Raw genomic sequence first — 26,550 nt, 5'->3', positions numbered from 1 at the left:
TTATGGATATTTCGAGAAGAGATTTTCTGCAGATCGCGGCAGCACTGGGACTGGTGACGGTTTCCAACAGCTACGCGACGACCGTCGGGGGGAAAAGCCCCGCGGACATCACGCTTGCCGATCTGTACGATTTCAAAGAGACGGGCAATGTGACCCTGCTGCACATCTGTGACCTGCATGCGCACATCAAGCCGCTCTACTGGCGCGAGCCTTCGACGCTGATCTCGGCGCCGAACCTCGTCGGAACGCCCGGGTTCCTGTGCGGCGAATCCTTCGCCAAGCACTACGGGCTGGAGCCGAGTTCCCTTGACGCCTACTTCGATACCCACATGGATTTCGAAACGCTGGCGAAAAAATTCGGAAAGATGGGCGGTATCGCCCACATGAAGACCCTCATCGACGAGGTCGAGAAGCGCCGCGGCAAGGACAGGGTCCTGCTGCTGGACTCCGGCGACACCTGGCAGGGTACCGGCGTCGCGCTGAAAACAGAGGGCGAAGCGATCGTCAAGGCGCAGAACTACCTCGGCGTCGACGTCATGGTCGGCCACTGGGAGTTCACCTACGGCAAAGAGCGTGTCAAGGAGCTCATCGGGATGCTCGATGCGAAGTTCGTTTCCCAGAACATCATCGGGGACGATCCCTTTGCCGAGGAGTACGAAGAGCTTATCTTCGAACCGTACACCATCGAAGAGCGCGGCGGGGCAAAGATCGGCATTATCGGCCAGTCCTTCCCGTTCACCTCGACGGCGAACCCCAAAGAGTTCACCGAGGGGTGGAGCTTCGGACTGCGGCTTGACACCCTTCAGGAGTATGTCGACGAGCTGCGTGAAGAGCACAAGGTCGACTGTGTCGTCGTCCTGTCGCACGACGGTTTCAGCGTCGACCAGGAGGTGGCCCGCAAGGTCCACGGCATCGACTTCATCCTGAGCGGCCATACGCATGACCCCTCGCCGAAGCCGATTGTCATTGACGGTACGGTTATCGTCATTGCGGGCAGCCACGGCAAATACGTCGGCCGCCTCGATATCGATATCCGTGACCACAAGGTCAAGGGGTACGAGTACAAGCTCATCCCGGTCGCGTCCAACATCATTCCGGCGGACCCGGCGGGCGAGAAGCTCGTCGCGGAGCTCTATGCACCGTTTGACAAGGAGTTCAACGAAGTGCTCGGGAAAACGAAGGGGCTGCTCTACAAGCGCGACACCTTCTTCTCGACCTTCGACCAGCTCATCAACGACGCGATCATGGACGAGATGAAGTGTGACATCTCCTTCACGCCGGGCTACCGCTGGGGGACGACGGTCCTGCCGGGCGACGACATTTTGATGGACAACGTCTACGAAATGTGCGGCATCACCTACCCCAACGTCTATACCTTCGAACTGGGAGGCGAGCGTATCGCCGCCCTGCTCGAGGATATCGCCGACAACGTCTTCAACGCCAACCCGCTCTATCAGCAGGGCGGCGACATGAGCCGCCTGGGCGGGATGACCTACGAGATCACCGTCGGCAACCCGCGCGGCAAGCGTATCAGCAACCTGCGCGTCGGCGGCAAGCCGCTCGACCCGAAGAAGACCTACGTGGTCTCTTCCTGGGGCGGCAACCTGCAGAATGCGGGTTCCAACCTCCAAACAGGGAAGACCCGCCCGGTCTACGACGTCGTCCGCGACTACATCCGCCGCAAGAAAACGGTCGATGTCAGCAATGCAGGCAACGTCAAACTGCTCGACTACGACTGCGGCTGTCCTGCAAAAGGCGGGGGATGTTCGTAAGCGGCACGGCTTTCGTGCACGGAGTGTAGGGTTTCAACCAGAGGAAGGCGGCAGCTGGTACCTGCCGCCAAGCAGTGAGAATGTCGCATGGACAGTGATTCTTCACCATGGACATTATCTCACGCCACTCATAAAAAAAGGATGAGAAAATGGCTACTATTCAATCAATCAAATTCATTTCGGCGGCTGCGGCAGCAGCACTGGCCTGTACATTGGCAAGCAACGCGTATGCGGACGACGGTGAAGCATTCAAGGTCAAACGCTCCCTGAAAGGCAATATGATGGAAGTCTACAATGTTGTTCCGGGCAAAGCGGACACCATTACGGAGATGTTCTCAAAAGGGATCGTCTACGGCCGCCTTCGCGTCAACTCCTTCAACTGGGACTGGAAGAACGACGATACGGCCCAGACCAAGAACAAAGACAACCGTGCCCTGGGGCTCGGCGGTAACCTGATCTATAAAACCGCTTCCCTGTACGGCCTGAGCGCCACGGCCGGTCTCTACTACACGGACAACCCGTTCCCGGGCGAACGTATGTCCGAAGCGAACATCGGCTACCTGAAGGCCGGGAAAGACACGACCAGCCGCTACAACGTCAACCGCCTCGGCAACTACGGTTTCGCGACGCTGGCACAGGCCTATGTCCAGTACGACATCTCCAAGACCTCCTTCGTCGCCGGCCGTCAGATCTTCGAGAGCTTCCTGACCAAGTCCAACGACACGAAGATGATCCCGAACACCTTCGAAGGGTACTCTTTTACGACCAAGGAGCTCCCGCAGACACGGATCCGCGGTGCCTGGTTCTACCAGCAGAAGCTGCGTGACCACGAGACTTTCCACGACGTCCTCACCTATGACGACTCCAACACGAGCATCAAGTCGCACTGGGACGGCAACGACGACTCCGCAGTCCACAAGGGTCTGAGCGTCAACAACTTCCGCGCGGCGGGTGATGACATCACCCATTCGCTGATCGTCGCCGACATTCAGAACAAGTCGATCAAGAACCTGCAGCTCGACCTGACCTACGCCGGCGTGCCGGGCGTCGTCAGCTCCCTGACCGGTGAGATCAACTATGCCATCCCTGTCGGCGGCTGGACGGTCACGCCGGGTGCGCGCTACATGCAGCAGATGGACGACGGCGGCGGGAAAGTCGGCGGGGCGTCTCTCAAAGGCACCCTCGTCGACTGGACGGGCGGCACGGCCGTCTTTGACGACACCAAAGGCTACGCGACGCCGGACAGCCTCGACTCCAGCCTCTGGATGGCGCGCCTCGTCGCCGAAGGCGGTCCGCTCAAGGTGATGGTCGCATACTCTGCCGTCGCCGACGAAGCGGACATCGTCGCACCGTGGCGCGGTTTCCCGACGGGCGGCTATACCCGTGCGATGGCGCAGTACAACTGGTACGCCAATACCAAAACGACCGCCGCGCAGGTGAACTACAACTTCGACAAGGCCGGCCTGGTTCCGGGCCTGAGCGCAATGGTCCGCTACGCCATGCAGGACTTCGACGAGGATAAGCAGGCGGCAGGCGTCCAGGCGGACAGCAATATTGCCCATATCGATATCATTGAACAGATCAAAGCGGTTCCGGGCCTGGAAGCCAAAGTCCGTATCGGCCTGGTCGATGCAAAAGATCGCGAAGCGGGGTATGACAAAGACTCCTACAACGAGTACCGCTTCGAGCTGAACTACCTCTTCTAAGAAGGATCGACAGATGAAAATGCTCTGGTTTTTGTGGCTTTGCTTCACATCGGCAGTGGCGTTCGAGTACCGTCTCGAACCGGTCAATGTTGCCCAGGGCATCTACTGTTTTTTCGGAAAGCCGGAGGTGATGAACACCGTCAACAACGGCAATATGGTCAACAGCTGCTACGTCGATACCGGCCGCCGCTGGCTCGTCATCGACAGCGGCCCGACCCATGCCTATGCCAAAGAGGCCGCGGCCAAGATGCAGGCAATCAAAGCCCAGCCGACCGCCATGGTCATCGACACCCACGTGCATGACGACCACTGGCTCGGCAACGGCTACTTCGCCGCAGCGGGCATCCCCGTCTACGGACCCGGCCTCTTTCAAAAAGCGGTCAACCCGCAGGAGACGACGCGGATGCAGAAACGCATCAGCCCCGAAGCCTATGCCGGGACTCAAGTCGTGCTGCCCTCACACAGCATCGATACCAATGAAACGCTCGAGGTTGACGGTGAAACGCTCCAAATCATCCGCCTCACCCGGAAGGCCCACACGGCAGAGGATCTCATGGTCTATCTGCCGAAGCGTGAAACGCTCTTTGCAGGCGACCTCGTCTTCAACGACCGTATCCCCTCCCTGCGCGACGGCGACCTCCACGGATGGATCGCCGCGCTGGAGACGGTGCAGGCGATGCCGCTGAAGCATATCATCGGCGGCCACGGCAAAAGCACCGGCAAAGACGCACTGCAGATGACCTATGTTTACCTGACGCAGCTGCGCGACCGTGTCCGCGATGCCATCGACGACGGCATCGGCATTGCCGAGGCCACCAAAACGATCCGCCTCGACGCTTTCCGCAGTGTCGCCCTCTATGACGCGATGCATGCGCAAAACGTCGAGGTGGCCTACCGGATGCTGGAGTGGGACGATGAATAGGCTGCTGTGGCTGCTGCTGCCGCTGCTCGCCGACGCCGTCGAGTGGCGCAGCTGGGCAGAGGGGACGGCCGAAGCTGCGCAGCGCGGCAGGAACATCCTCGCCGCCCTGGTCCGCGACGACTGCCACTACTGCCACGACATGGAGCGTGCCGTCTTTGACGACGCGGAGATGAGCCGCTGGGTGGAGGGGTGTTTCGTGCCGGTGAAAATAAACCTTTCACGGCAGAGTGTCCCTTTCGAAGCCCGGGTCCCGATGACCCCGACTTTCGTCATCCTGAACCCGCAGGGCCATGTCATCAAGACGGTGCCCGGCTCATGGAACCGTGAAGATTTTACCGCGCTGACCGAAGCGGCGTGCACAAAGGAGTAACATGCGTTTTCTGATCATCTTACTGGCATTCGCCGCCTGGCTGAGTGCCGATACGGAGTTCGCCGACCCCAAGCCGGCCCTTGACAACCCCCGCCAGGTCGTTTTCTCGGTGACCGAAGGGAGTGACGAGGCGATCAACCATGTGCTCAGCTCCGCCAACAACGTGCTGAAGTTCTACGGACCGGAGAAGGTCCAGATGGAGATCGTCGCCTATTCCGGCGGGATCCGTACCGTGCTCAAGGACAATCCCAAGATTGCGGAGCGGGTACGCACGCTGATGCTGTACGACGTCACGTTTGTCGCCTGCGGCAATACAATGCGGACCAAAAACATTACCGAAGACCAGCTGATCGACGACGTCGAAGTCGTCACCGCCGGCATCGTCGAGATGATCGAGCGGGTCAAAGAGGGCTGGGTCTACATCAAACCCTAAAGGATAACACCATGATGAAAAAGATGCTTTTTTTCCTGTTGACAGCCGTTGTCGCGCTGCATGCCCAGGGTGACCTGCGCATTTACAGCGTCGACAACGATCCCAAGAGCGACCTGCCGCAGGTGATCGAACGTTCACTTGCAGCCAACGGCTTCACCATCGCCGCCAATACGGAGATGAACAAACCGTTCAACATCCAGTTCCAGCAGAGCGACTTCGACGTCTTTTACCTGCTGACGGCCTACCATACGGACCTCTCCCGCAAGCTCGTCGTGAAATACCCCGACGCGGGTATCTTCGTGCCGATGGGCTTCGGGATCTACCAGCACAAGGGCGAGAAGCAGCTGCACGTCTCCGTCCTGACCGCCGAGGCGATGGCGAAGATCATCGGCCTTGGCAGTGTCGAACCGATCCTGAAAAACATCGAGACGGCCGCGATGAAAGCCCTGGAAAAAGCGATGCCGAAGGCCTCCATGGAAATCGAAAACGAGAACCCGCTCCCGGCGACGGGACCGCTGGTTTCAACCTACAGCCTCGAAGTGGAAGGGGACGAGTACGAAGATGCCAAAGAGGAGCTCGCTATGGGGATCCAGGGCGGCCTCAGCCCCAAAGGCTTCGTGCTCTCCAATACCCTCGACTTCGAGATGGTCGTCGGAGAAGATGAAAGCATAGACAACCCGTTTGATTTCTATGACAGCTACTCCATCTGCAAGCTGAAGGTGATCTACAACGTCGCCAGGACGCGCCCGCAGGCTTCGGCCTTCGCGCCCTGTACGATGATGATGTACAAGAAAAAAGGCGAAGACAAGATCGTCATCGGTTTCCCCGGCGTCTACAACTGGATGAGCAGCGCGCGCGTCCAGGATGCCGCGGCCACGGCCGAGCTCATGAAAGCCCAGGACGATTTCGAGACCCTCCTGGGCGACCTGACGGAGTAACCCTCCGTCCGGTCCCCGGGGCTGCCTGCAACCTCGGCCCCCCTCCCTGCCGAACTGGTTTGATTCATTCTTCTACTCCTACGTTCGTTCCGTCACAAACCGCAGGCAGCCACGGGGACCGGACACTAGATCGCGATTTTTACATAGTTTTTACTTTCCCCCGATATGATGCACTCCACCAAGGAGACCGTATGAAAAAACTCTTCCTCGTCCTGCTGACCGCGCTCTCGCTCTTTGCCGAAGCGAACCCCAAAGTCGTCATCGACCTGACCACCGGCGACATGCACACCTTTGAACAGAAGATCCTCAAAGGGATCGTCGCCCACAAGACCTACTTTGAGAACCAACTCAAAGAGCTCGACGTCGCCGTCGTCATCCACGGGAACGCCTACAAGTTCTTTCTCAAAGAGCCGGCCCGGTACGACTTTGCCAAGGAGCCGGAACTGCTAAAAGCCGCCCCGGAGCTCGCCAAACGCATTGCCGCGCTGGCAGAGACCTATGACGTCACCTTCCTGATGTGCCAGGCGGGAATGACCAAGAAGAAGATCGACGCCAAGGATATCTACCCCGGCATTGCGACGGTCCTGAACGCCGGTGTCGGCCTGATCGAAAAGCAGAACGAGGGGTACGCCTACCTTCCCGTCGGCGACTGACCGGCCTGTTGGGTTTCTTGAAGTACAATGAGATTTCAAGGATGTTCCCATGAAACCTATTCTCCTCATCGCTGCCCTGCCGGCGGCGCTCCTTTTCGCCGTTCCCGTCCCCAAAGCCACGGACAACCCCGCGGAGAACCTCACGCACTACCTCAGCTTCCGTTCGGAAGGGAAGCTCTCCCCGGAGTGCCGTACAACCCAAACGCAATTTGTCTGCGAGGCGGTGCGCCAGGCCCTGGAGGAAGTTGAGGACAATGCCACCGTCGTCACTGCGTTCGAAAAGGGTACCGTCGCCTTCAACCGGGCGCTGGAAGTGCTGCTGCAAAAAGAGACGTTCGAGGCGACAACCAAAGAACTCGAGGAGGTCGAACGTCTCCGGCGGCAGTATCTCGCCGCCAAAGGGCCTGAGATTCCCCCGCCGCCAACCCCGGGGGTGGATGCCCTGGAACGGGCCATCGTCGGCAACCTTGAAGCGCTCGACATCACAGGCTTCGACCACTACCGCCAGGCGCCTTCTACCCACCTGCATATCGACGCGCTCCATTTTGCCAACAGGATGAAGCGCACGGCGGATGGGGCCGCTTTTGCCGAACGCGTCATCGGCAGCGTCATACTCGATTACCGCGGGGCTACCCTCGAGACGAACGCGTCGGACAGCGCCTTCGCGGCGACCCCCAACCTGCTTGAGGCGTGGTTCGACACGAATGACACCGAACGGGCCGATTATGTCGGCAGCAGACTCCACACCCTCTATGCCGCCGAAATGGCTTCTCCCTTCTCCGGCAGCTTTGCACTCACGAACAGCTTTGAAGGCAACGACACCATCGATACCCGTTTCCGATCCCGAAACGGTAACGAACGGGGCAACAGCGATACCATGGCGCTGCACCTCACCCTCCGCAACGCCTCGGCACTCTTTACCCCGGCCCGCACCCCTCAGCCCCCCGGCTTGCCCGACCTGCTTTTCAACTCCCTCCACGCACAGAGCAGCACCGACGGCAAAGCCTACCGCGAGCTGCTGAAAACGGACAAGCGTTTCGCCGCCTACATCGGCCAATATGACATCCTGCTGCGGCGTACGTTCGACAGAAAACGCGAAAAATTCGCCTACAGCCCCACACTGACCCGCTGGATCACCGAAGCGGAATCGGCCTTCTCTGCCCTGTTGCGCGGCCGGGCCGACACCCTGGAGATCAGCGTCATCAACCGCAGTGGACTGAGCGCCATCCAGCTTTTCAGCCTGCTGATGGGACAGCTGACGGCCCTGCCGCCCTCCCCGGACCGCCGTCCCGACATGGAAAAACTCATCGCCGATACCGCCGCAGCCCATCTGGAGGTCAGAATCGAAGCACGTTAAGCACCCCGGCGCGCAAACGCCCCCGGGATTTGCTTCCTTCAAAAGAGTTTCAGTATAATCAACCCAAAGATAAACGGTAGAGGATTCCTATGGCAGCACCATGCATTGATGCGGATTACAAAGGCGAAGAGCGTTACACCAAAATCACACTGGCTTACGACACCGAGGATCAGTATAAACAGATCAATGCCGCCCTGGCGCAGATCCACGAAGAGCATAAACTGGACCGCAGCGTCTACCTGACCGAAAGCGCCAACGGGCGCAAGCTCATCGTCATCGAATACCACGACGACTACGACCGCGAAGCAGGTGCCGTCTTCGAAAAGCTGATGAAGATGCTCAACATCGAGCGCTGCAAACTCTGATCACCTCCCATGCAGACATACGCCGAAGGCAACGAACTCTTTCAAAAGGTCTACTTCAAAGAGCATGAGGCCGAACTGCTCCGCCTCGCCAAAGAGGGGCAGAGCCCCAAGGCCCTCTTTATCGGCTGTTCCGATTCACGCGTTATCCCCGACCTGATGATCCAGAGCAAGCCGGGCGACCTCTTTGTCATGCGCAACGTCGGCAACTTCGTGCCCGTCTACAAGCCCGACGAAGATTTCCACGCCACCGCCACGGCCATCGAATATGCCGTCAGCGTCCTCAAGGTCTCCGAGATCATCATCTGCGGCCATACCCACTGCGGTGCCTGCCAGGCGCTCTTTGAGGAGATCAGCGACCCCGGGCTCATCCATACGCGCAAATGGCTCTCCCTGGGGATGAAGGCCAAAGAGAATGCGGTTGCCGTCCTGGGGATGGACGGGGACCGCGAAGCGCTGCTGCGTCTCACCGAACAGTTCTCCATCCTCTCCCAGATCGAGAACCTCCTCACCTACCCCTATGTCAACAAACTGGTCAAAGAGGAGAAACTCTTCATTCACGGCTGGTACTACGACATCGAGACGGGGCATATCAGCTATTATGACCCCGAACAGAAGCGTTTTGTACCGCTGAGCGACCTCGCCGAACAGCAACAGATCGCCGACTACGAACAGTTATGATCGGCATCGACCTCGTCAAAATCGAGCGGATCGAAGGGCTGATCGCGCGGCATGGCGAACGGGCACTGCAGCGCTTTCTCTCTCCCGATGAGATCGCCCTCGTAGGCAAGCCCCACACCGCCGCAGGTTTCTGGGCCGCCAAGGAGGCCTGTGCCAAAGCGCTGGGCTGCGGCATCGGAAGCGAGTGCGGGTTCCACGATATCATCCTCAGCAAAACCGATCGCGGCGCTCCCCGGCTCGCCCTCTCCGAAACCGTCCGCGCACGCTTCGGCATCACCGACGCCTCCCTCTCCATCACCCACGACGGCGGCTTCGCCATCGCCGTCGTTGCACTTGAAACCGCCCGTTAACTATCCTTCTTCCCTTCGCTATTCTCTCCTGGAGTAAACAAAGTACCCAACGCTTAAAGACTTTTCCGTCAATTTTTTCTGAAGTTATAAATATTTCAGTTAATTAAAAACAAAAAGTGTTACTATACTTTTTCCAGCCGCTTCAGACACGGCGAACACCATATAAAAGGAGATAGGCCAATGAAGTTTCTCACTTCAGCCGTTGTGTTCATGATATTGCTCGCTGGCTGTGCCAATAAAAGCGTCCAGCCGCTACCAGAGGATCAACACGCCTCTTTAAAAGGTAAACATTTCGACATTATTCATTATGATGCTCCACTGGAACCTTTTGTCATGACACCCGGCAAAGCGTTGTTCTTCGGCTTCACAGGTCTTATAGGTGGTGTGCTATATGCAGCTTCAGATACTGCCGTGCACGAGAATGAGCTCCCCTCCACCCCCTCGCATTTTGTCAGTACCGACTTGGCAAAAATGCTCAGTAACGAAAATCAAATGGTATGGACTACTCACCCCTCTATCATTTTTACCGATCCTATCGACTCGGTACCTGAAAGTTATAAAGACGTCGATTATGTCATTGACATAAGAGACAAAGTATGGAGCGTCAACTATTACCGTACGCATTGGGGAAGCTACAAAGTGATGTATGAAGCGCAGTTAAAAGTCTATGATGTCCGAGCAAACCGAATCATCGGAGAAAGTTATTGTGAGTTCGATCCCGAATATACGGATGACGCCCCTGATTACGACAGCCTGTTCGAAAATAACGCCATTGGTCTTAAAAACTATTCAGAAGCACTGTTCAAACGCTGTGCGGATCAATTTTACTCCGACCTTTTCGGTGCTCGTCCCGCAGGGAGTTAACGTCTTCAGCGTCTGCTCAAAGAAGAACATATTTCTTCCTCTAAAACCTCCCAAATTGCGGGAGGTATCAAAGCACCTAAACGTCCTTCCAGGTGCAACCCCTACAAGACACCATTGCACTTAAATGGTAAATCCGCTTATAATAGTCGTATGAATACGACACCCGATACCTTTCCCGCACCGATCGGCCAGGAAAAAGCGGCGTCGCTGCTGCGCAGCTGGCTGCAGCGGCTTGGAAGCTGCCGCCATTTCGGCGGTGTGGCCGACCTCCTCGTCATCGCCGGTCCGCCCGCGTCGGGGAAAAAACTGCTGATGCTGCAGACCCTGGCGCTGCTCAATCGCGAGCGTCTACATCTGCATATGGGAGAGTTTGCCTTTTCGGATGATCTTGACCGGCTGCTGGGGCCCAAAGGGATCTTGACAACATGGGTCGCCGCGCACCCCGAAGGGGCGATCGTCTTCGAAGATATCGACGCGACCGACCATGCGATCCAGCGCGCCGTCGCCGCCATCGTCACCGACGGCGCACCGGGCGCACCGGAACGTTTTGCACAGACCCTCTTCGTCTTCCTCTTCAAGATCAAGGCCCCGGAGTGGGTCGAGAAAAGCCGCCTCGAGCGCTACTACGACCAGCCGCTGCTGGAGCAGGCCCATCTGTACGAAACCCTGGCCACGACGGGCGTCCCCGATGACAACGGCGGCCTTCGGGCGCTTTTCGACCCGGAACTGCTCAATGTCATGAGCGAGACGGACCTTATCCTTCTTTACCCCCATGACCTCGCGGCGCTGCAGACCATTACCGAAGAGATCCTCCGGACCGCTGGCGTGCGCTGGAATGCGACCCAGCCCGTCTCTCTTGAGCTGCGGCACCCCTCCGAACTCGCTCTGGCACTGCTGCTCTCCTTCTCCCCCTACCTCAACACGACCCGCGTCGCACACCGCCTGCCCGCCTACCTCTTCGACCTTGCCCAGACGGGTATGCCGGAGACGGGGTCGATTGTCCTCGACGTTTCCAAAGAGGCACGCCACTGGCTGCACTGCACCTTTGCGGATGAATCGGACCTGAAATCCTTCGGCAAGTACGACCGCCGTTTCAGCCTGAACTGGGAACGCCTCAACGGCAAAGAGGGGATGGAACTGCGCCTGCGCTCCGTCGAAGAGCATGCCCAGGAGTTCGCCCCCGTGCCGCTGCAGAGCGACCGCCTCACCATCCATCCGGTCGGCCGCAGCGGTTTCGACGCCATCGCCGGCCAGAACCGGGTCAAGCAGCAGCTGACCGCGCTGGTTACGCTGCTGCACAACGAGCAGGGTCTCAATACCTTCGGCATCACGCTTCCGAAAGGGCTGCTGCTCTACGGTCCAGAGGGCGTCGGGAAGACGCTGCTCGTCAAAGCCTTCGCCAAGGAGGCGGGCCTCCCCTACCTCTACCTGCGCGGCAGCGACCTGTTCAACGAGGAGCTGATCGAAGCGGCCTTCCAGCGTGCCCGCCAGGCCGCCCCCCTGCTTATCATCCTGGAGAACGTCGATGTCAAGGGGATCATCGAGGGCAATTACACGCCGATCCCGACCGAAACCCTGGGCGCCTCGATCGACGCCGCTCCGGACGCCCCCGACAACTTTGTCTTCACCGTGATGACAGCGCAGCACAAGGAGGAGGTACCGGCCGCGCTCATGCACCCCGGGCGCATCGACCAGTTCGTCGAGGTGCCCGAACTCGACAGGGAGGCCCGCCTCTTTTTCGCCAAGCAGCTGCTGGACAAACCCCATGCGAAAATCGACATTGAACGTATCACCCGCTATATGAGCGGGATGAACGGCTACGAACTCGGCCGTATCGCCAAAGCCTGCGCACTGGAGGCGATCAAGCAGGGGAAGGCGCAACTGGATGAACAGATCATCATCGATCAGATCAATACCATCAAATACGGCAGCCGTCTGGAGAAGAAACGGCTCAAGAACTTCGAGGAGGATCTGCGGCGCAGCGCCTACCACGAGGCTGCGCATGCCGTCACCTCCATGGTCCTTCTCCCCACCGTCGAAATCGAGCAGGTTACCGTCATCCCCCGCAGTGAAACCCTCGGGCTCGTCTCCTACACCCAGGAGAAGCTCCAGACGAACATGAGTGCCGACGAACTGCGTGCCAACATCGCCGTCGCGCTTGCCGGGCGGCTGGCGACGGTCAAGCAGTTCGGCGAGGGCGAAGGGATCGAAACGGGGGCCTACAACGACCTGCAGCAGGCGACCCTCTACGCCTACAGCGCCGTCGCCCAGTACGGCATGGACAGCGAACTGCAGAATATCAGCGTCGAACTGCTGCAGCAAAATGTCAGCAATACCCTTTTCGACGCATCGCTGGAAGAGCGTATTGCCGTCTGGATCGCCGAGGGAACCGCCAGGGCCAAAGAGGTGATCGAGACACACTGGCCCCTGATCGAGACCGTCGCCCAGCGGCTTATCGCCATGGAATTCATCGAAGGAAGTGCGCTGAAAGCCCTCGTCAACACGCCGCATACGGCCTGAACATCCCCGTTTTTTCCCGCCCCTTCCGGCAGGTATTATCCGAAGTTTAATTTTGTGTTTACCAGTTCTTAAGGTCAGCAGGAATAATATTTAGTTATGGAAGAACTGAAACGGTTTGGCCGTCAAGGCCAATAGGCGAAGGGGAAATACACCGATACGCCTCGCTGTCCCTGCCCCTCAAAAGAAAAGGCTCTGACAATGAAACAGATCACTTCTAATGGGCGGATTTGGAGAAACCTCCTGGCCGCAGGCTTACTATTCGGCGCTGCCGTAAACGGATTGGCATGGGAAAAACCGCATGCTACGGGGCAGTTTGAACTCGACGGCAACATCATCAGTGAAGCGGCCGTCCCGGGGGATGACTGGCAGGATATCGCCAACGGGCTCGACAGTGCGTTCAGCGACAGTGGGATCATCGTAGACGGCCTCGGCATGAGTATCTTTACCGGCGGCGGTTCCAAAGACGTGCGCGATATCGACCAGTGGCGCTGGACGGACGGTTCGGTCCCGGACAAGGATGAGATCCTCCACTCCGCGGCCGCGGCCTACAACGCCAACGGCGAGCTGATCGTCTACCTGATGGGCGACCGCTACTCCACCGACGGATCGGCGCAGATGGGTGTCTGGTTCTTCCAGGACCGTGTCGCCCCTAAACCGGACGGTACTTTTTCAGGCGTCCACAAAAACGGCGACGTGCTGATGCTTGCGGAGTTCGTCCAGGGGGGTACACAGGCAAACGTCAAGCTCTATAAGTGGGATGACACTCAAAAAGATAACCTGAAACTCATCTTCGAAGGCCAGGGCGGGGGTGACAATTACTACTTCGCCACCTCCAACGGCAGCCCGACCCAGGCCTGGGACACCTACACGCCCAAGTCCCTCGTCGACGGTATGCCCGAACACACCTATCCCGAAAACAGCTTCTTCGAAGGGGGGATCAACCTCAGCTGGATCTTTGAAAACACTGTCCCCTGCTTCAGCTCCTTTTTGATGGAGACCCGCTCCTCGCACCGCGTCAACGCCCAGCTCAAGGACTTCGTCAGCGGCAACCTCAATACCTGTAAGCTGAGCATCGCCAAAGAGTGTCTCTCCTCGGAGCTCGAACGTTCCGACTACATCACGATTAACCATACCTTCAAGTACACCGTGACCAACGAAGGCTTCGGTACGATCGACCGCATCGAGTTCCATGACGACGCGGGAAGCCCGGAGGACCCCAACGATGATCCGACCCTCAGCGATATCACGGATCTGGCAACGGGCGAGTCAAGAAGCTACAGCTATACGATCAACTCCTACCTCAACCCGCCGACCAACACGATTACGGCGACCGGTCATATCGGGGAGTACGCCATGGCACCGGAAACGGCGCAGTCAACCTGTCAAAAGATCACCCTTAACCCGGCGATCTCCATTACCAAAACGTGTAAACAGAAACTCGAAACGCTCGGAGGCCAAGTCGTCGTCCGTGTTGATTACGAAGGCAGGGTCTGTAACGAACAAAACGGTACCCTGCTTACCAACATTCACGTCACCGACGACAAGTCCGGCGAGATGTTCGATTACGATGCGCTTTACCCGGCCGACGACCCGCAGGGACGCACCCAGTGCGAAAGTTTCAGCGGCACTTACCACCCGACGGCCACGGTCTCCGAATGTGCGATCAACAACACACACCGAAATACCGTTGTGGGGATCGGTACCGAGCCGCTCAACGGCACCGAGGTCAGAGCGACCGCGACCTCAAACTGCCCGCTCTGCGACGCAGAGTGCGTCGAACCGGCACAACCGTAAACAATGAGAGGCGCGGATGCCTGCATCCGCCGCCCTCCTTTTCCCGCATTACGATTTCACCCCTTTTACCATCAGCCAGAACGAGATCGAAAGCTCCGCCAGCAGCGCCACCGCGATCAGGGCCGATGCCGTCATTGCCAGAAACGGCGTACCCTGCGGCAGCAGCAGGTGGGAAAAACTGTCGAGCAGATACCCAAGCGACGCGGCCATCAGCAGTGCACCCAGCAGACGGGGAAGATAAGCGGATTTCATGATCAGGATGCCCAGGAGGAAACAGTGCAGCCCGAAAAAGACGAGGCCGATATCGTATCCGGTTCCATGAATGTCAAGAAGCAGCTGCACGGTTGTGGCTGCAGCGGGGTCCGCGCCCTGCAATACCAAAGGTACCGAACCCAAAGTGAGTAGATTGGCGGCCAGAACCGCGCCCATTATGAGCCGAAAAGCGGCTGCCGTCAGTGCCAAAAGCCGGTCTGTCTGCCGGAAAAGGAGGTAAAGCGCTACGGTGGCCGTCACGTCAAAGAGCAGCATAACGGTATCGGCAGCGATACTGAGACGGAAGCGCCCCTCCGCTTCCATGATATTTGCGGCCGTCGCCGCCGCATCCCCCTGCACAATCAGCGGCATGCGCAGGAAGAACTCCGCGCTGATGCCCGCTATGATCACGACGAGCCATGCAAATCCTGCGATGCGGGCCGGGGTATTAAGATCCCGTCTGCCGGCTGCCTGTTCCATGATTGCCTCCATGCCCTTCAGCAGGCTGCTTCAGCCCCCGCCGACAAAGTCCAGCAGTTCGAGACGGTCATTGTTGTGCAGCTCATGCGTATCCCACAGGTCCTGCTTGACGATCTCCATGTTGATGGCCGCTGCCATGACTTTTTCCCGGAGCCCCATTTCGTCGAGCAGTTTGCCCAGACGGGTATCTTCCTTGACGGTACGTGTCTCCCCGTTGATGATGATTTCCATTATGTTCTCTCCTTTCTGAATCGAATCATTTTAAAACGTTCCCCGAGGAACTGCGGCATGATCAGCGTTTTGACCTTTTCCAGTTCCTGTTTATAGACTTTTTCGTCTGCATTCGCTCTTAAGATCTCCAGCAGTTCCAGGATGCCCATCTCCACCAAAGCTTTCATCTGCGTCGCGTATTCGGCCATCGGCATCCCGGCGGCTTCGAAAGCCTCTTTGACGTGGGCAAAGGTGACGTCGTAGGTGATGTCGCTCTTTTTATAGGCATCGGCACGGTCGAGGGTCTCGTCGAAGAAGGGGAATACCCCGTGCTCTTTGTAGACCCGCAGCGAGACGTCAGGGCGTGCCTGCATCTCACCGTAGTCAAAGGTGATGAATTCGCTTTGCTGTGCCGCCGCGGCCATCTCCTTTGCGAACGCCTCGTACCCGACGGCAATCTCGCCCCGGTCCTTGTGGAACTGCTCCGCCTTCGCTTTCACCCAGGCATCGTCGACGTCGAAGATGATCTCGTGGTTCTCGACCCGTCCCGTCTTCCCTTTGTAATAGAGTTCGCAGGGAAAAGCGTCGAAGATCTCGTTGGCGACGAAGAACGCCTCCGGCTCGTGCATCTGCGACAGCGCGGTGTAGTGGCGCAGTGTGACGGCCTCCCCGAAGGAGTCCCCAAAGTAGCGCCGCTGCTGCTCCTGCAGGTGTTCAAACCGTTCGACGATGGCAAAGGAGAGTGTCTTCAGCAGTTCCGGGCGCAGAGTATAGATGAACTCCACGATGTCGGCCAGCAGGTAGCCGTGGTGCGCCCCGATCTCGCAGACGGTCGCGTTCGGGCTCAAGAACCCCTCGTCGATCACGTCGATCAGGTGTTTGGCGATGGTGCCGCCGAAGAATTTCGATGCACTGACCGCCGTATAGAAGTCCCCGCTTTTGCCGATGGGGCGGTAGGTCGCATAGTAGCCGTCGTCGGCATAGAGCCACTGGGTCATATAGTCGCTGAATCTCATTGTTCCGGGTCGCTCAGTTTTTCATACAGGTTCAGCAGTTCGCGCTGGCGGTCGATCTCGTAGCCGCGCTGGCTGAGCTGCTCGATCCGGCGCGAATTGGCCAGCAGCTCGACGTCGTACTGCGTTTTCAGCCCCGCCCCGTACTGCGCTTCGGTGTCTTGCAGCAAGGTGGCGTAAAGGGCCTCGTTCTCTTTGGCCAGGGCGATCTTCGCGTCGATGTTCCGGAGATTGTCAACGACCTGCTCATACAGCGCGCGCAGCGCACGTTTCGTATCATCGATGGTCACTTTTGCCTTGAGGTAGGCCAGCCGTGACGCTTCGTAGTCGTTGACGCTGTTGATGTCGATGGGCATCGAGGCCTTCACGCCGTAGCGGTAGTAGGCCGTCTCCGGCGGCTGGGATTTGATGGCGGTCGAACCGGTGAAGAAGAAGGACTCCTGTTTCTGCCAGTTGTAGCTCCCCTGCACGCTGATGCTCGGCAGGTACGATGCGAGGGTAACGTCTTTGTTGTAGCGCTCCTGCGCGCGCTGACGCTTTGCGAGGGCCAGGTCTATCGTGCCGTCCATGAAGCGCGCTTCATCCACCATCGCGAGGAAAGGGATCGTTGCCGTACGGTAATCGAGGTCGCTGATGCTCTCAAAAGCGCTTACGAGCCGTTCCTGCGCCGTCTGCAGGTCCAGCAGCGCCTGTTTGGCGACGTTGCGTTCGATGATGGCGTTGTTCAGGAAACCCGAGTCGAGCTGCCCGCTCATATACTGTTCGCGCTTCTGCAGCAGGTTGATCTCGGTGTTGTCCACCTGCAGCTTCTGTTTGGCGATGCCGAGTTCGGACTGTTTGATCTGCATCAGCAGGTCGACCGCCTGCTTGATCAGTGTGCGCTCCTGCTGGGCGATGGTGAGCATGCCGACGTCGCGCGAGGCCTCGGCATATTTGATGCCGTAGTAGATCCCGCCGCTGCGGAAGATGGGCTGGTCGATGGCGATCGAGGCGCTCTCCTGCTGGGTCTCCGGGGCGCCCTGCCCGTTGTAGGGGTTCTGGCGGTTGAGCGTATAGCTGATCACCGCGGGCTGGATCCAGCTGTCGCGCAGCTTCGCGCTCTCCTCTTCGGTCTTCGCATAATCGTACCCGAAGGCTTTGCGCTTGAGGTCGGAGAGGTAGGCTTCGAGGGAGACGCCCTGCCGTTCGGATGCGGAGGGCTGCTGCTCGCCGAACAGGACTGTCGCGTTCTGCTCGGCGGCAGAGAGGCCGCTACAGAGCAGCCAGAGCGCGGCGAAGGCGTGCAAACCCTTCATCCATCTCCTCCCGGCTGATGGTGAGCGGCGGCAGGAACCGCAGCGTATTCCGTCCGGCTTTGAGGACGAGGACCCCCTCTTCGCGGGCATTGGCAATGACGCGGGCGAGGGTCTCGGCGTCTTTGGCGCGCAGACCGCGCATCATGCCGAAACCGACCGCATCGGTGAAGAGGCCGCGGTGCTCCTCGAACAGCTTCTTGAGCTCCGTCTCGAAATAGAGGAAGGCTTCGTCAAGCTTGCCGCTCTCTTTATACGCTTCGAGGACATCCAGGACGGCATTCGCCGCTGCCGTGGAGAGGTAGTTCCCCCCGAACGTCGAACCGTGGTCGCCCGGGGCGAAGATATCTTTCTTCGCCGTCATGACGACCCCGATCGGGACGCCGCCGCCGAGCCCCTTGGCCAGGGTGATGACATCCGGTTCGATGCCGTAGAGGTTCGAGGCGAGGAACTCGCCGGTGCGGTAGATACCCGTCTGGACCTCATCGACCATCAGCAGCACGTCGCGCTTTTTGAGCATGGCGGCCAGGGCCTGTACCTTGGCGCGGTCGAGCGGCTGGACGCCGCCCTCGCCCTGCACCAGTTCGATCATGACCGCAACGGTATGGCCGTCAATGAGCCCCTCGATCTCGTCGATGGACTTGGCGTAGACGAAACCGTCGGGGAAGGGACCGAAGTAGTTGTGCATCGCCTCCTGTCCCGTCGCCTTGAGCGCGGTGATGGTCCGGCCATGGAAGGAGTGCTCGAGGGTGATGATCTTGTAGCGTTTGACCTGACCGTCCACCTCGCCGTACTTGCGTGCGATCTTGATGGCCCCCTCGTTCGCCTCGGCCCCGCTGTTGCCGAAGAAGCATTTCATGTCGTAGCCGCTGCGCTCGACGATGCGGCGGGCACAGTCGGCCTGCGGTGCGATGCGGTAGAGGTTCGAGATGTGGGTAATGCGCCCCACCTGCTCGCAGATCGCCTTGCTCACGACCGGGTTGCCGTGCCCGACGCTGACGACACCGATGCCGGAGGTAAAGTCGATGTACTCTTTGCCCTCCGTATCTTTGAGGCGCGCATTTTCGCCGCTCTCGAACGCGAGGTCCTGACGCGCATAGGTCGGCAGAACGAACTGTTCGTCCATGGATTTGATCGTATCTAACATGCTTCCACCTTGATTTTGTTTGCCTGGTAACAGGCGTTCCCCCCCGCATAACTGAGTGCAGAAGAGGTCAGATTGTTGACGCCCGGCGTCCCGGCGTAGACCAGAACGCAGTCGGCGAGCAGCCGTTCGTCGTGGGCCAGCGGCAGCACGACGCTTCCCTGCGCGGAGACGAGCCGTACCGGCGTCCCCTCCTCGATGCCGCAGCCCGGGTGCATAAAGGCCTGCGATTCGCGCTCGAACTGTGAGTTGAGGCTCCGCGGGCTCTTCGGGGAGATGAGGAAATAATCCTCCTGCATATCGAAGTCGAAATCATACTCCTCGAGGAATAAAAACTGCCCGTCATCCGTGTCGAATCCTGCAGCATAGGGCACGGCATCGCGTCCCCGTACCAGGGTCTTCTCCCCGGCTTCCTCCCCGCAGGAGCGGAAATGCTCCAGGTAGGCCGCTTCGGACGCTATGGCCACGTCGAAGGCGGCGCACAGCGCCGCACTCAGTGCATATTCGCTGATGCCCGTCGCACCGGATTCGCATACGGGCATCTCCAGCAGCGCATTGTGGCCGTAGGCGGTGCGCACGTCCGCTTTCTCCAGGAAGGTCTTCGCCGGAATGACCAGTTCGGCCATCGCCGACGTCTCGTTCTCGTAGAGGCCGAAATAGACGACGTGCCCCGCTTTGGAGAGGCTGTCCGTCACCCGCCCCGTATCCGGCATCTGTGCCAGCGGGTTCGCCCCCTGGACGAAGACGAGGTCATAATCGGAAAAAGCGGCGGCCGCCTTGGGCTCGAACCGGCGGGCTGCCGCAAAAGGCGACGCGATCCCCGCGGAGGAGCTTCCCAGGAAACTGACGCCGCAGCCCGGTTTCCCGAACAGCCCCAAAAGCACGCCGATGGCGTCAATGGCGCGCAGCACCTCGTCGCCGTGACGGTATTTCTGGACGCCGGTGCCCACGAGGATGGCCACCTTTTTGCCCCGCAGCCGCTCCAGCACCCGGCCGATATCGCCGAGCCCCAGCCCGATGCCATCAAGGGCGGCTTTGATCCGCACTGTCTGGGTCAGCTCGTAGTACTCTTCGAACGCCTCGCCGTGCTCGGCCAGGTACTCGGCGTCATGCATCCCCTCGATGACGATGAAACGGGCCAGCAGCATCGCGAAATAGAGGTCCCCGCCGGGTTTGAGCTGGATATGGATATCCGCGCTGTCGGCAAAGGCGGTCCGCACGGGGTCGACGACGATCAGCTCCTTGCCTTTGAGGAAGGGGAGCAGATGGGAGTTGGTCACGGGGACGTTGCGCCCCCAGACCATGACGACGTCGGCCCCGGCGATCTGTTCGGGCGGCAGCACGCGGTTCGCGCCGCGCCCCTCGACCACGCCCGCTTCCCCGGCCCCGTCGCAGAGCGAGCCCTTTGTAAGCGCCGCGCCGACGGAAGCGAAAAAGTGGTCCGTCACCCCCTGCATCAGGCCGAAATTGCCCGAACTGCGGTAGTGCAGGCTCCCGTTGCCCTCCCGGGCATCGCGCACCAGCGTCTCCAGGTGCGCCAGGGCCGTCTCCATCGACACGACTTCGCCCTTCAGCCTCGGCTGGGTGATACGCTCCTGTTTCCAGAAATGGTTGAGGTGGGGACAGAGGTAGCCGTTGGTGTAGGAATGCGCTTTATCCCCTTTGAGTTTGCCCGCGTCGACGACGACGCTGCAGGCATCGTAACAGTCCAGGGGACAGGCGGTTTTATTCTGCATGGGGCTCCCGTTTTTTGGGACAATTCTACCCCGTTTTGGCTTATGCGTAGCATTATATTTCATGCCTTCTTCTCCGCCCTGCGGAGAATTTCAAACTCCTGCCTGTGGTCAAAAAAACGTCAGCCGTCCTCCATCCGCACCGGGGTGTTTATGCTATGATCAGCCCAATAACTTTGCATTGCGGGACGACAGGAATGATGACATTCGAAGCACGACTTTCCGAGCGTTTTGACGCCGTCTCGAAGATCATCCTCGAGCGTCAGGATGCCGTGACGGGGCTCCTGCCCGCCAGTACGGCGGTCAACGCGCACGGCGACTACACCGATGCGTGGGTACGCGACAACGTCTACAGTATCCTCTGTGTCTGGGGCCTCTCCCTGGCCTACAAACGCCATGATCCCGCCAATGCCCGTTCCCTTTCGCTTTCGCTCAGCGTCGTCAAACTGATGCGCGGCCTGCTCACGGCCATGATGCGCCAGTCCGACCGCGTCGAGCGTTTCAAACGCACCCAGAACCCCCTCGATGCACTGCACGCCAAGTACGGCACCCAGAGCGGGCTCGCGGTCGTCGGCGACAACGAGTGGGGGCACCTGCAGCTCGACGCCACCTCGCTGTTTCTGCTGATGCTGGCCCAGATGACGGCCTCGGGGCTGCAAATCGTCTACACCGACGACGAGGTCGATTTCGTCCAGAACCTCGTGCACTACATCAGCCGCACCTACGCCACCCCAGATTACGGGATCTGGGAACGGGGCAACAAGATCAACCACGGCGACCCCGAGATCAACTGCAGCTCCGTCGGTATGGCCAAGGCCGCCCTGGAAGCCCTCGACGGTTTCAACCTCTACGGCACCTCCCGGGGGCTCGAGGGAGTGATCCACGTCGTCGCCAGCGACATCGCGCGCTCCCGCTTCACCCTCCACGGCCTGCTGCCGCGCGAATCGACCTCCAAAGAGACCGATGCGGCGTTGCTGAGCATCATCGGCTATCCCGCCTATGCCGTCGAAGATGCCGAACTGACCCGCAAAACGGCGCAGAAGATCCGCAAAAAGCTTGCCGGCCGCTATGGCTGCAAACGCTTCCTGCTTGACGGGCACCAGAGCGTGCTCGAAGACACCTCCCGCCTGCATTACGAAGCCGAAGAGCTGCGCCAGTTCGAGCATATCGAGTCGGAGTGGCCGCTCTTTTTCACCTACCTGATGCTCGATGCCCTGCTGCGCGGCGATACGGCGGCGGCGCAGGAGTGGAAAACGAAACTCGAACCGCTCTTTGTCGAGGTGGACGGCGTGAGGCTGCTGCCCGAGCTCTACATCGTCCCCGAAGCGCTCATTGAAGCGGAAAAAGCCGCCCCCGGTTCCCAGGAGCGCCGTCCCAATGAGAACGTCCCGCTTGTCTGGGCCCAGAGCCTCTACCTGCTGGCCTCCCTGCTCGACGACGGGCTGCTCATTCCCGACGACATCGACCCGCTGCGCCGGCGCGAACGCGTCGGGGCGACCCGGACGACCACACCGCTCGTCGCCGTCGTCGCCGAAAGCCGTGACGTCAAAGCACGGCTTCATGCCCTCGGTATCCGCACGGAAACGCTCGAAGAAGCCACCCCGGCAAAGGTCCTGCACGCTTCGGAGCTCACCCGTCTTTTCAGCAGCGTCGGCGCCAACCGCAAGCTCCACCTCTCCGGCCGTCCCCAGCAGGTCTCGCGCACCATCGCCACCTCCCGTCTCTACCAGATCGGCGACGAAACCTACGTCTTCCTCCCCTACCACTTCGACCCCCGGGCCTTCTATCTCCATTACGACAACCGCCTGCTCGTCGAGCATGTCCGCTCGTCGCTGAAGTTCCTGGCCGAAAACTGGGACCAGCCCGGACGGCCTCTGATGCTGCTACTCGTGCGCGACGACATGCTCGAAAGTACGACGCAGGAGAGCGTGCTTGAGCTGCTCCGCGCCGTCGAATCCGGCAGCTGCTGCGGGACGGCGGTCCAATCGGGTCCGCTTCACACCCTGCTCGGCACCGCCTCCCGCGAACAGATGGGTGCGCGCGAAGATTTCCTGCCCGAGACACCGTCATTCCGCCCTCTGCGCGACCCCTCCGCAAGCGTTGCGGAGACGTTTGCGCCCTACCAGCTGGGATTTGCCGAGCGTCAGCAGATCGAGCAGCACGATGATGAGACCCTGGCAGAACTGCTCTATGCGCTCACGCCGGACCCGCGCGCCGTCGAAGCGCTGCAGCAGCTGTGGCGCCGCCACGGCGAAGCATTCGCGGTGCAGACCGCCGAAGGGGAGCTGCCCCTCAAGGAGATCGCACAGCAGCAGTACGAAGCCGCCTCCGCGCGCCACGACTGGGCCGCCGTCCGCCGCCTGGCGGATCTGCTCTACCGCTACGACGAACGCCTCGAAGACGTCCTGCTCGATATCATCATCCGCCAGAAACGCCTTGCCGTCGGGCGCGCCTACTTCGAAAAAGCGACCTTCTGCCACCCGGTGGAGAGCACGGGCATCGTCGAGACCATCTACGCCTACTGCGGCAACAGCGCCGCCGAAACGGTCCTGACCCAGGAGATCATCCTGCACCTGGGCCACCTCATCCGCATCGAACCGGAACTGTTCGATCAGCTCATCACCGTGCGGACCTGGTACTTCGTCCAGCTGCTTGTCAGCCGCATCAGCCGCGAGACCTCCCAGGCGGTGGGCGACGCCTACGAAACCCTGCTCACCCTGGCCCCCCACGAGATCCTGCACCGCCTCCGGGAGGTCCTCCAGACCTTTGCCACCGAGCGGCGGCGCATGAACGAGATGGAAAACCTCCGCGCTTCGGGTTTTTCGCACATCAAGTCCGTCGCGAGGATCACCGAACTGTCACAGGTGGAGAACTGGATGCAGTGGCGCCACGATGCCGGGCTGATCGGGCATCACGCCGAACGCTTCTACAAGGATGTCTGGTACCTGCTGCAGCAGTGCGACGGCATCGTCATCGGGGACAAATACGACAGCGCCAACCGTGTCGGGAGCGAGCAGACCCTCGATACCACCGCCGGCGAGCGCAGCTTCGAACTGCGCATCGACGCCCTGCTGCAGGGTATCCAGGCCCCGGAGTACCGCCAGCTCAACCTCGAGGCGATCGAGAGCCTTACCTGGCTCTTCCGCCAAAATCCCGAACTAAAGGTCGAAAACGATATCGTACTGGATGTCCTTATCGGCCACGCGGTACGCCTCGCCTGGACCGCGGAACACGGGGACGCCCATTACAACGAACAGCGCGGACAGGCCTGGGAAGCTTTCTACCACCGCTCTCCCCGCGACACCGAGGCCGCATTCGTTGACGCGTTCCGTCATCTCCTGCAAGAAGGTTTCGAATGACACGCTCGCCGCTTATCCTCGCCGGTGACATCGGCGGGACCAAAACGAACCTCGCCCTCTACCGCCTCCGCGAAGCGGGCCTCGAACTTGAAACGAAACGGCAGTACGCCAGCCGCGAACATGCAGATTTCACATCGATCGTCGACCACTTCCTCGACGCCTCGGCCATCGCAAAGATCGATGCCGCCTGTTTCGGCATTGCCGGTCCCGTCATCGGCGGCATCTGCAAAACGACGAACCTCCCCTGGCAGATCGACACGCGGCAGCTTCAGGCACGCCTGGAGACGCCGAAGGTCCGGCTGCTCAATGACCTGGAAGCGACCGCCTACGGTATGCTCTACCTTGACGACGTCGATTTTGTGGACCTCAACCCCGCCGCCGAACCCGGGACGGGGAACCGTGCCGTCATCGCCGCGGGGACCGGGCTGGGCGAGGCGATGCTCTTTTTCGACGGACAGGGCTACCAGCCGGTCGGTTCCGAAGGGGGCCACTGCGATTTCGCCCCCGCCACGCCGCTGCAGCAGGAGCTGCTCTCCTGGCTGTGGGAACGCCATCCCGAACATGCCAGCACCGAACGCGTCCTCTCCGGTCCCGGCGTCCACACCCTCTACCAGTTTCTGAAAACGAAACTGATCGCGCCGGAACCGGAGTTCATGCGCCGCCTCGGGCCGGACGAAGACCCCAGCGCAAAGATCAGCGAAGGGGCGCTGCTGCACAACGACCCCCTCTGCCGGGAGACCCTTGCACTCTTTGCCGCGATCTACGGTGCCGAGGCGGGGAACCTTGCGCTAAAAACGATGGCGACGGGGGGCGTCTATATCGGCGGGGGGATCGCGCCGAAAATCCTCCCCTTTCTGCAGCAGTATTTCATGGAGAGTTTCCGGGCCAAGGGGCGTTTCGCCCCACTGCTCGCGGCAATACCCGTCCGCGTTTCGCTCAATCCCGAAACCGCCCTCGACGGCGCGGCGCACTTTGCCGCGGACAACCTTTTGGGCCTTGCGGAATAAAAAATTTCGTCGTATAATGCCGACCCCTGAATGCTGATGTAGCTCAGTCGGCTAGAGCACTTGATTCGTAATCAAGAGGCCGGGAGTTCGAGTCTCCCCATCAGCACCACTATCAATTTCTCCCAACGTTGGGACATAAAGCACGAACCTACTTGAAACTCTATCTGACTATTTTACTTGCATGCTACACCCTCACCGCCGCTTCGATCAACACAAAAAACTTCGGTTCCATGACAGTCGACGAGGTGACAAGCGTTTATGATGGCGACACTTTCCGTGCCACGATCAAGGCGTGGCCGCAGCTCATCGGCGAACGCATCGGCATCCGGATCAACGGTATCGACACCCCCGAAATGAAAGGGAAGTGCCAGGCCGAGAAACTGCTGGCCCGCGAAGCCAAGCAGCATACCATTGCCCTGCTCCGCGACGCCAAAACGGTTGAACTCCGTAATATGAAACGGGGCAAATACTTCCGGGTCGTGGCAGATGTTTATGCAGATGGAAAGAGTGTCGGGCAGAGCCTCATTACAAGCGGCCTGGCCGTCCGTTACGACGGAGGGACAAAGACAAAAGATTGGTGTGGGAATTAGCATTTAGCTCCAGCTAATCATTCGATCTAACTGACATGAGTTGTCATTTCAGATATCTCATCACTTTTATCATTGTCATTGTATGGAAGATAGTTAGAAAATAACCAAGCCCAAAAATCCTCATCATCAGGTACAACATAAAAGGAACTTCTTTTGTCCTAAAGCGGAGTTCGACTACATAATATTTCGTACTTTAGGCCTGTTGGCCGTATGTAAAAATACTCGAAAACATCCATTTCACTTGTCTGATCTAAATATACCTTTTTCGCAATATCTCACCTTCTTTCTTGATAAACTTGTGTGAATTTAACATTTCAACTTTTGAACAGTTTGTTGAACACGGAGAACTCGCAACCGTATCAATTTTCCAAATGTATGACTTTATGGAGAAACTGGTCTTTAATATTTTAATAGCTTTTATGACCTCCTAAAGAGCTTCAACGTGCCCTGTGACAGGTCCAACGAGAAAACATAAATAGCCTTATAGGTATTGAGTAATTCAGGCTACTATTTATCAGGCAGCCTAGAATGTTTATTAACGAAACATATCACAAAAAAGTTACAAAAGTTAAATATCATTCAGTCAACAAATAGTATTAAAAAACTACATTCAATAAGTTTGATTTATAAGCACACAGTAAAAAAGATGTATTGGGAATGTAAACAGGAAAGCTTCCGCATACAGTGTCAGCATATGCAAAAGGTGGAAGTCTATCGTTTACTTCAGGATAGTCAGCTTTCATGAGAA

At 59.0% G+C, this 26,550-nt stretch carries 23 protein-coding genes and 1 tRNA gene; 18 read left to right on the top strand and 6 right to left on the bottom strand.

Annotated elements, in window-relative coordinates:
- Nucleotides 1–2: 2 nt before the first annotated feature.
- From soxB to WCX18_RS03715, 14 genes are all read left to right on the top strand, one after another.
- The gene (gene soxB / locus WCX18_RS03780) at nucleotides 3–1,772 is read left to right on the top strand and encodes a thiosulfohydrolase SoxB (protein ID WP_345989733.1); all 1,770 of its coding nucleotides are present in this window, start codon (nucleotides 3–5) and stop codon (nucleotides 1,770–1,772) included.
- A gap of 149 nt (nucleotides 1,773–1,921) precedes the next feature.
- Nucleotides 1,922–3,478, top strand: coding sequence for an OprD family outer membrane porin (locus WCX18_RS03775; protein WP_345989731.1), 1,557 nt, complete (start codon nucleotides 1,922–1,924; stop codon nucleotides 3,476–3,478).
- Between the two features lie 13 nt (nucleotides 3,479–3,491).
- On the top strand, nucleotides 3,492–4,400 hold the full coding sequence (locus tag WCX18_RS03770) for an MBL fold metallo-hydrolase (protein ID WP_345989728.1): 909 nt from the start codon (nucleotides 3,492–3,494) through the stop codon (nucleotides 4,398–4,400).
- Nucleotides 4,393–4,770: a DUF255 domain-containing protein gene (locus WCX18_RS03765; protein WP_345989726.1), complete on the top strand. Its 378-nt coding sequence runs from the start codon at nucleotides 4,393–4,395 to the stop codon at nucleotides 4,768–4,770. The genes WCX18_RS03770 and WCX18_RS03765 overlap by 8 nt, the downstream gene beginning before the upstream one ends.
- Before the next feature lies 1 nt (nucleotide 4,771).
- Nucleotides 4,772–5,203, top strand: a complete 432-nt coding sequence (locus WCX18_RS03760; RefSeq protein WP_345989723.1) for a DsrE family protein — start codon at nucleotides 4,772–4,774, stop codon at nucleotides 5,201–5,203.
- An 11-nt stretch (nucleotides 5,204–5,214) separates the two neighbouring features.
- Nucleotides 5,215–6,141 carry a DUF302 domain-containing protein gene (locus WCX18_RS03755; RefSeq protein WP_345989721.1) on the top strand — a complete coding sequence of 309 codons (927 nt, stop codon included), beginning with the start codon at nucleotides 5,215–5,217 and terminating at the stop codon, nucleotides 6,139–6,141.
- 191 nt (nucleotides 6,142–6,332) lie between these two features.
- Complete coding sequence (locus WCX18_RS03750) at nucleotides 6,333–6,794, top strand: DsrE family protein (RefSeq protein WP_345989719.1); 462 nt, start codon at nucleotides 6,333–6,335, stop codon at nucleotides 6,792–6,794.
- Between the two features lie 49 nt (nucleotides 6,795–6,843).
- Entirely contained in the window at nucleotides 6,844–8,151 is a 1,308-nt protein-coding gene (locus WCX18_RS03745) for a hypothetical protein (protein WP_345989717.1), read from the top strand.
- 89 nt (nucleotides 8,152–8,240) lie between these two features.
- The gene (locus WCX18_RS03740) at nucleotides 8,241–8,516 is read left to right on the top strand and encodes a hypothetical protein (protein WP_345989714.1); all 276 of its coding nucleotides are present in this window, start codon (nucleotides 8,241–8,243) and stop codon (nucleotides 8,514–8,516) included.
- 9 nt (nucleotides 8,517–8,525) lie between these two features.
- Nucleotides 8,526–9,194, top strand: coding sequence for a carbonic anhydrase (locus tag WCX18_RS03735; RefSeq protein WP_345989712.1), 669 nt, complete (start codon nucleotides 8,526–8,528; stop codon nucleotides 9,192–9,194).
- Nucleotides 9,191–9,544, top strand: a complete 354-nt coding sequence (gene acpS, locus WCX18_RS03730) for a holo-ACP synthase (RefSeq protein WP_345989709.1) — start codon at nucleotides 9,191–9,193, stop codon at nucleotides 9,542–9,544. Before WCX18_RS03735 ends, acpS begins: the two co-directional genes overlap by 4 nt.
- 180 nt (nucleotides 9,545–9,724) lie before the next feature.
- Nucleotides 9,725–10,408: a hypothetical protein gene (locus WCX18_RS03725; RefSeq protein ID WP_345989707.1), complete on the top strand. Its 684-nt coding sequence runs from the start codon at nucleotides 9,725–9,727 to the stop codon at nucleotides 10,406–10,408.
- A gap of 150 nt (nucleotides 10,409–10,558) precedes the next feature.
- Nucleotides 10,559–12,928: an AAA family ATPase gene (locus WCX18_RS03720; protein ID WP_345989704.1), complete on the top strand. Its 2,370-nt coding sequence runs from the start codon at nucleotides 10,559–10,561 to the stop codon at nucleotides 12,926–12,928.
- 198 nt (nucleotides 12,929–13,126) lie between these two features.
- Nucleotides 13,127–14,722, top strand: coding sequence for a hypothetical protein (locus WCX18_RS03715; RefSeq protein ID WP_345989702.1), 1,596 nt, complete (start codon nucleotides 13,127–13,129; stop codon nucleotides 14,720–14,722).
- Between the two features lie 48 nt (nucleotides 14,723–14,770).
- Here WCX18_RS03715 and WCX18_RS03710 read toward each other — a convergent pair whose 3' ends face one another.
- Genes WCX18_RS03710 through WCX18_RS03685 form a run of 6 tightly spaced genes read right to left on the bottom strand, consistent with a single transcriptional unit; the run spans nucleotide 14,771 to nucleotide 20,849 of the window.
- Nucleotides 14,771–15,454: a DUF4386 domain-containing protein gene (locus WCX18_RS03710; RefSeq protein ID WP_345989700.1), complete on the bottom strand. Its 684-nt coding sequence runs from the start codon at nucleotides 15,452–15,454 to the stop codon at nucleotides 14,771–14,773.
- Nucleotides 15,455–15,484: 30 nt separating this feature from the next.
- On the bottom strand, nucleotides 15,485–15,685 hold the full coding sequence (thiS, locus tag WCX18_RS03705) for a sulfur carrier protein ThiS (RefSeq protein ID WP_345986248.1): 201 nt from the start codon (nucleotides 15,683–15,685) through the stop codon (nucleotides 15,485–15,487).
- Nucleotides 15,685–16,680: an SAM-dependent methyltransferase gene (locus tag WCX18_RS03700; RefSeq protein WP_345989697.1), complete on the bottom strand. Its 996-nt coding sequence runs from the start codon at nucleotides 16,678–16,680 to the stop codon at nucleotides 15,685–15,687. Before WCX18_RS03700 ends, thiS begins: the two co-directional genes overlap by 1 nt.
- Nucleotides 16,677–17,972, bottom strand: a complete 1,296-nt coding sequence (locus tag WCX18_RS03695) for a TolC family protein (protein ID WP_345989695.1) — start codon at nucleotides 17,970–17,972, stop codon at nucleotides 16,677–16,679. The genes WCX18_RS03700 and WCX18_RS03695 overlap by 4 nt, the downstream gene beginning before the upstream one ends.
- Nucleotides 17,929–19,116 carry an aspartate aminotransferase family protein gene (locus WCX18_RS03690; protein ID WP_345989692.1) on the bottom strand — a complete coding sequence of 396 codons (1,188 nt, stop codon included), beginning with the start codon at nucleotides 19,114–19,116 and terminating at the stop codon, nucleotides 17,929–17,931. The genes WCX18_RS03695 and WCX18_RS03690 overlap by 44 nt, the downstream gene beginning before the upstream one ends.
- Nucleotides 19,110–20,849: a molybdopterin-dependent oxidoreductase gene (locus WCX18_RS03685; protein ID WP_345989690.1), complete on the bottom strand. Its 1,740-nt coding sequence runs from the start codon at nucleotides 20,847–20,849 to the stop codon at nucleotides 19,110–19,112. The genes WCX18_RS03690 and WCX18_RS03685 overlap by 7 nt, the downstream gene beginning before the upstream one ends.
- Nucleotides 20,850–21,043: 194 nt before the next feature.
- On the opposite strand from WCX18_RS03685, the gene WCX18_RS03680 reads away from it, so the two are divergent.
- From WCX18_RS03680 to WCX18_RS03665, 4 genes are all read left to right on the top strand, one after another.
- A complete protein-coding gene (locus tag WCX18_RS03680) occupies nucleotides 21,044–24,205 on the top strand; it encodes a glycoside hydrolase family 15 protein (protein ID WP_345989688.1) in 3,162 nt (1,053 codons plus the stop codon).
- Complete coding sequence (gene glk / locus WCX18_RS03675; protein ID WP_345989685.1) at nucleotides 24,202–25,212, top strand: glucokinase; 1,011 nt, start codon at nucleotides 24,202–24,204, stop codon at nucleotides 25,210–25,212. The genes WCX18_RS03680 and glk overlap by 4 nt, the downstream gene beginning before the upstream one ends.
- A gap of 32 nt (nucleotides 25,213–25,244) precedes the next feature.
- Nucleotides 25,245–25,321: transfer RNA gene (locus WCX18_RS03670), tRNA-Thr, on the top strand.
- Nucleotides 25,322–25,364: 43 nt separating this feature from the next.
- On the top strand, nucleotides 25,365–25,802 hold the full coding sequence (locus tag WCX18_RS03665) for a thermonuclease family protein (protein WP_345989683.1): 438 nt from the start codon (nucleotides 25,365–25,367) through the stop codon (nucleotides 25,800–25,802).
- The last annotated feature ends 748 nt before the right edge of the window (nucleotides 25,803–26,550 follow it).

Origin of the sequence: Sulfurimonas sp. HSL1-2 (genome assembly GCF_039645565.1) — a bacterium.
GTDB classification, from domain to species: Bacteria; Campylobacterota; Campylobacteria; order Campylobacterales; family Sulfurimonadaceae; genus Thiomicrolovo; species Thiomicrolovo zhangzhouensis.
The sequence above is the reverse complement of the archived record's forward strand: the minus strand, read 5'-3'. Positions and strand labels throughout refer to the sequence as shown.